We start from the raw sequence: 5,421 nt of genomic DNA on the forward strand, positions 1-5,421 counted from the left end.
GGGCGAATCACATTCGCCCAAATAACAAATTAAAACAAAGGAAAAATTGCAATTCACCTCCCAGCAACAACACCCAACAAAAACCCACAACTTACCATTGTGGGTTTTTGCCATTTTTGATTTAGTCTTTATTCACGCCTTTATCCAGTCCGTTGGTTAGTCCGTTAATGTCCGCCCCATTTAATCCAATCTCTTTTAATAGATTGTCCACAAGTGGGGCTTGGCTACGATACCGCAGGGCAGAATTGACCATTTGGTCGGCAAGGCTAGCATTTGCTGTGGTATCGCTTGTCTCACCGCTTGCCCCAAAACCGCCCAAGCCATTGACTTGCAAAATCTTAATATCATCAATATTTTCCATAGGCTTGACACTTTCACGGATAATCTCGGGCAAGTGTTTGAGCAGGGCAAGGCGAATTTGCATCTCAATCTGCTCGCTTGACAGCACGTTGGACGCTTCATTGACCGCTTTTGTCCCGTCTGCATCCACCTGATATTGACGCTCTTTGGCTTCGGCAAGCAGAATCTGAGCGTCCGCCTCACCTTTGGCTTGCAAGCGTAATTTCTCCGCTTCGGCTTCGGCACTGATACGCACCGCCTCAGCTTGGTCAATGGACGCTTGTTTTTGGGCTTCGGCGGCAACCGTAATGGCAATCGCATCTTTTTGGGCAAGCTCGGTTGCCGAGATGAGCTCCACCGCCTTAGCACGCTCGGCTCGCTCGGTCTCACGCACGGTAATCACGCTCTCTTCTTCTTTGACAGCTGCCGCTCGTGCTTTGTCGGCTTGGGCTTTGGCTTCGCTCTCGGCACGGGATTTTTCAGCAACGGCAATGGCACGGTCTTGTTCGGCAAGCTCAATCGCCTTTTTACGTTCCACTTCGGCTTGCTCAATGCGTTGTTCTTTTTGGATTTTTTCGTTTTCAATGTCTCTCTCGGCTAGGATTTTTTTCAAATCCACTTCACGCTTGGCGGCAATTTGAGCTTCTTCGGCTTCTCGTTGTTTGCTTGCTTCTTGACTGGCAATCTCAGCCGTCTGCTCGGCACGGCGAACGGCAATTTCTCGCTCTTGCTCGGCTTTACGAATCTCAATCTCACGCTCTTGTTCTAGCTTGGCGTACTCTTCTTCACGCAAGATTTGTAGGCGGGTGCGTTCGGCTTCCAAATTTTTGGTTTTAATCGCCAAATCGGTGTCTTGCTCAATGTCGTTTCGCTTTTTACGGCGAATCTCAATGGTCTCGGTCAAGCGTGTCAAACCCTCAGCGTCAAAAGCGTTTTGGGGATTAAAATACTCAAATCCCGTCTGGTCAAGCCCTGTCAAGGACACCGTTTCAAGCTCCAAGCCGTTTTTGAACAAATCTTCTGAAACGACCTGCTGAACTTTTTGCACAAAATCCACCCGCTTTTCGTGTAGCTCTTCCATTGCCATTTCGGCAGCAACGGCACGCAGGCTATCCACAAATTTACCCTCCACCAAATCTTTTAAATCCTGTGGCGACATCGTTTTCATGCCCAAGGTCTGGGCGGCTGTGGCAATGGATTCGGCAGTAGGTTTGACACGCACATAGAACTCGGCGGTTACGTCCACACGCATACGGTCTTTGGTGATGAGTGCCTGCTCGGACGCACGGCGTACTTCAAGGCGTAGCGTGTTCATATTGACAGGAATCACCTCGTGCAAGACAGGCAGGACAATCGCACCGCCATTTACAATCACTTTTTCGCCACCAAAACCTGTCCGCACAAAGGACACTTCCTTGCTGGCACGGCGATACAGGCGGGTCAAAATTAAGCCTAAGATGACTAGGGCAACCAAAATCACCCCTGCGGTGATAAGAATTGAGATTAGGTTCATAATTTTTCCTTATGCGTTTAGTTCTTTTAACATGAGTTGTCTTAATAGCTGATTAGCACGAGTTTGATAACCCTTGCCGTCTTTTTTTAGCCAGGCAAGCACATCGCTATCCAATCTTAGCGTAACTTGTTGTTTGGTTGGTTTATATAATTTAAAATTGGCAATTTGAGCGTCTGTCAATGGCGGAATGTCGTCATAATCAATCTCATCATCACGCATTGCTTTTAATGTTACCAATTCATCGGTATCAATTGCCGTGCGTTTTAGGTCATCTAAGGATTTTCTAACAATAGCCATAGCGTTCTATCTCCCCTTTGCTCAGTTTGCGTGCTGAAATAATGCGGATAACTTCGGTGCCGTCTGTGTCGGTGTGCGTATGTACAACAAGTAGCACCACCACGCCGTCCACGCTCCCCACCCCAAGCCACCGCACTTCGTTGTGGGCTGTGTCTTCGGTAACAATCAAAAACGGGTCAAGAAAAATACGGCTTGCTGTCTCAAAACTCACACCGTGTTTTTGCTTATTATCCGATTTTTGTTATCGTCCCATTCAAAAATCATCTTGGCTCATCTCACTTTATAATTACAAAATTGTAACTACATTTTTGTAATGACATTTTAGCAATGACAAAAATTACTGTCAATCCACCAACACCCCATTTACATTCTTTATCGCCCGAAAATTAACACCCGCCTGCGACACCAATAGCACCGTCTCGCCTTGTGTTAAAGTCTCATCGGTATCGGCAAACACCATGACATAATGCGTCTGCCCGTGCGTGTCTTTAACTCGTACTTGGGCGGACTCATTAGCCGTGGCATTGCCCAGCACAACCACGCCCACACGTCCGACCAGCTCTTTGCTGTCAATGGCGGTTGTCTCATCTTTGGGTAGGATGTTGTATAGTCCTTTGGCAAATAGGCGGACAATGGGCAAACTTAAAAACCACACGACAATCACGGCAATGATTTTTGGCAAATAAAATCCCAACAGGCTATATACCACCGACTGAAAAATAAACCCCGTCAATCCAAATACCGCCAAAAACACCACCATAAGCATAAGTAGCGGTATTTTGCCAACATATAGCCAGCTTAAAAAGCGGATAAATACGCCCGTCTCCACACTTGGGCTATCAATGCCAATCTCGGCATGAGCTTCGGTCAAACTGTCGGGCAAAAATCCGTCCACCCAATCATTTGCCCCACCAATCATCAATGCCACAATTTCTAGGATAAATAACAAAAACATCAGCGTAATTGCCACACCGAATATAAAGTTTTGGGGTGCAAAAATTAAATCAAGCATGATTATCCTTATAACTAATTATTGGCAATTTTTAATGGAATGGTTAAATAAAAAATAGTTAAATAAAAACAGGTTTAAATTTAAATAAAAATGGGATATTGTGGGGACGAATCACATTCGCCCAATGATTAAATTCACCCCCACCAAATATTCATTTTAAAAAACAAACCCTATTTCATTTTTAATTGTGCCAACCGCTCGGCAATACGATTATTTCTAGCAAGCTCTTCAAGCTCTTTTAGACTTTGGGCATTGCCATTACCGCCTGTGCTGTGTGCCATGCCTGTTTGACGGCTCATGGTGCGGTCAAAGGCGTTAGACGCTTTGTCGGCTCGTTGGGCGATTTTATCAAGACTGCTTGCACCAATCGTCTGCCCATTTGCACCGCTTGTTGCTACCGTCTGCTGGTATTGCTCAATGGCCAGGCTTATCTCACGGCGTTTGGCTTGCAGGGCGATGATAAAGCCTTCTAGCTCTTTTTCTTTGTCGGTGCAGTCGGCAATGGTGTTTTCAAGCACGGGAATGCGTGCCTCAATATCCATTTGCTCGGCAATGCCCACCTGTGCCAAATCGTCTCGCCCCACATTGACCGCCGTCATGATACTGTCGTTTAGGCTTTCGTGGCGGGTGTTTTCATCGTTCAGTTTTTTGCTGGCTAGGTGCTTTTGGGCGACCACTTTACCAAGCTCGCCACGCACTTCATCAATCGCCTTATCAAGCTCACGCAAGTTTTCGTTAAAGGCGACCATTGGGGCGAAATCTTCGGCTTTGTCCAGCATGGCATGAAATCCGCCACTGACTAGGCGACCGACACGATAAGATAGGGTTTCGCTCATGGTTTTTTCCTTATGGGTTGGGTGTTGGTTTGGGTGTGTTGATAAATCAAATTCGCCAACTGTAACGTATTATCCAGCTCGTCCAGCACGCTGTCATCATAGCCCGCTCCTTTGCCCGTAACGGCAAGCTGTAACACGCTGTCCATTAGGCGAACCACTCGCCACATCGCCTGTTTTTCAAAATTGACAAGGGCGGATTTGTCACACGTTTTGGGGTAGTCCGCCATCATGGTTGCCACCAAATCGGGCAAAATCTCAAAAATTCTCGCCACAATGTGCGAATGTACACTCAGCTCTTTTTCAAGTGCCAAAATCTCATGGCGAGCGGTGTAAAGCTGTTGCTCGGCAAGCGATAGACTGGTTTCATAATCTTGCCCTTGGGTATGCAAGGTGCGTGCTTGGCGGAGCAATTCACGGATTTTATCGGACGGTGTATTCGCCCCTTGTATCTGTAAACTGGCAATAAAATCAGCATCTTCTTGGCTAATGCGGACACTTATCGGCACTCGGCTATTACTTGGCGTATTTGGCATACAGACACCTGTATTTATTTTGTATTCATTTGCATACGAATATAATCTATCGTGGACGGTTTGTCAAGTGGTTTTGAGAAAAATTGTTATTTGATAAAATTTTAAACCAATTCTGTTATAATAGCCACTCTTTTACAAAGGAACAACCTTATGAAAACCTTAGGAATTTTGGGCGGAATGTCGCCTGCCAGCACCACCACTTATTATCAAGTCATCAACGACACCGTCAATCACGCCAAAGGGGCAAATACCACCGCCCCTGTGATAGTGTATAGCGTTGATTTTCAAAAGATTGTTGATTGCCAAAGATTGGGCGATTGGCAGACGGCAGGGGAGATTTTGGCGGACATGGCGGTCAAACTACAATCCATTGGAGCGGACGGCATTTTACTTGCCACCAATACCATGCACAAGGTTGCCCCTGCCATTGTTCAGGCGATAAATGTGCCGTTTTTGAGCATTATTGACGCCACCGCCCACGCCATTTGTGCCAAAGGTTTTGATAAAGTAGCACTGCTTGGGACGGCATTTGTCATGGAGCAGGATTTTTATAAAAATGGCTTGGCAAGTTTTGGTATTGACTGCCTTGTGCCGAGCGACAGCGAACGGGCGGACATTCATCGCATTATTTTTGATGAATTGTGCGTGGGCGTGATAAAAGACAGCTCAAAACAAACTTATCTGAACATCATCAACCGCTTAAAAGAACAAGGGGCAAAAGGCGTGATTTTGGGGTGTACCGAAATCGGTTTGCTTATCGGACAGGATGATTTGGATTTGCCTGTGTTTGATACGGCATATTTACACGCACAAATGGCGGTAGAGTTTATTTTAAAAGATTGAAATATAAAATTAAAAAAGGGCAAACGATAATTGAACCGCACCCCAAAA

At 46.0% G+C, this 5,421-nt stretch carries 6 protein-coding genes and 1 pseudogene; 1 reads left to right on the plus strand and 6 read right to left on the minus strand.

Features of this window, described 5'->3' with window-relative positions:
* Nucleotides 1-121 precede the first annotated feature (121 nt).
* The 6 genes and pseudogenes from B5J94_RS13730 to B5J94_RS13755 form a co-directional block, all read right to left on the minus strand.
* Complete coding sequence (locus B5J94_RS13730; RefSeq protein ID WP_062500942.1) at nucleotides 122-1,852, minus strand: flotillin family protein; 1,731 nt, start codon at nucleotides 1,850-1,852, stop codon at nucleotides 122-124.
* A gap of 9 nt (nucleotides 1,853-1,861) precedes the next feature.
* On the minus strand, nucleotides 1,862-2,149 hold the full coding sequence (locus B5J94_RS13735; protein WP_062500941.1) for a BrnA antitoxin family protein: 288 nt from the start codon (nucleotides 2,147-2,149) through the stop codon (nucleotides 1,862-1,864).
* Nucleotides 2,136-2,413: pseudogene (locus tag B5J94_RS13740) on the minus strand (BrnT family toxin). Before B5J94_RS13740 ends, B5J94_RS13735 begins: the two are co-directional and overlap by 14 nt.
* Nucleotides 2,414-2,492: 79 nt before the next feature.
* Nucleotides 2,493-3,161 carry a YqiJ family protein gene (locus tag B5J94_RS13745; protein WP_062500939.1) on the minus strand — a complete coding sequence of 223 codons (669 nt, stop codon included), beginning with the start codon at nucleotides 3,159-3,161 and terminating at the stop codon, nucleotides 2,493-2,495.
* Between the two features lie 170 nt (nucleotides 3,162-3,331).
* Entirely contained in the window at nucleotides 3,332-3,997 is a 666-nt protein-coding gene (locus tag B5J94_RS13750; RefSeq protein ID WP_062500937.1) for a PspA/IM30 family protein, read from the minus strand.
* Nucleotides 3,994-4,530, minus strand: coding sequence for a hypothetical protein (locus B5J94_RS13755; RefSeq protein ID WP_062500934.1), 537 nt, complete (start codon nucleotides 4,528-4,530; stop codon nucleotides 3,994-3,996). The genes B5J94_RS13750 and B5J94_RS13755 overlap by 4 nt, the downstream gene beginning before the upstream one ends.
* A gap of 150 nt (nucleotides 4,531-4,680) precedes the next feature.
* On the opposite strand from B5J94_RS13755, the gene B5J94_RS13760 reads away from it, so the two are divergent.
* Nucleotides 4,681-5,373 (plus strand): aspartate/glutamate racemase family protein, encoded by a 693-nt coding sequence (locus B5J94_RS13760; protein WP_062500932.1) that lies wholly within the window; start codon nucleotides 4,681-4,683, stop codon nucleotides 5,371-5,373.
* The last annotated feature ends 48 nt before the right edge of the window (nucleotides 5,374-5,421 follow it).

The organism is Moraxella lacunata (genome assembly GCF_002027545.1).
In the GTDB taxonomy this organism is placed as follows: Bacteria; Pseudomonadota; Gammaproteobacteria; order Pseudomonadales; family Moraxellaceae; genus Moraxella; species Moraxella lacunata.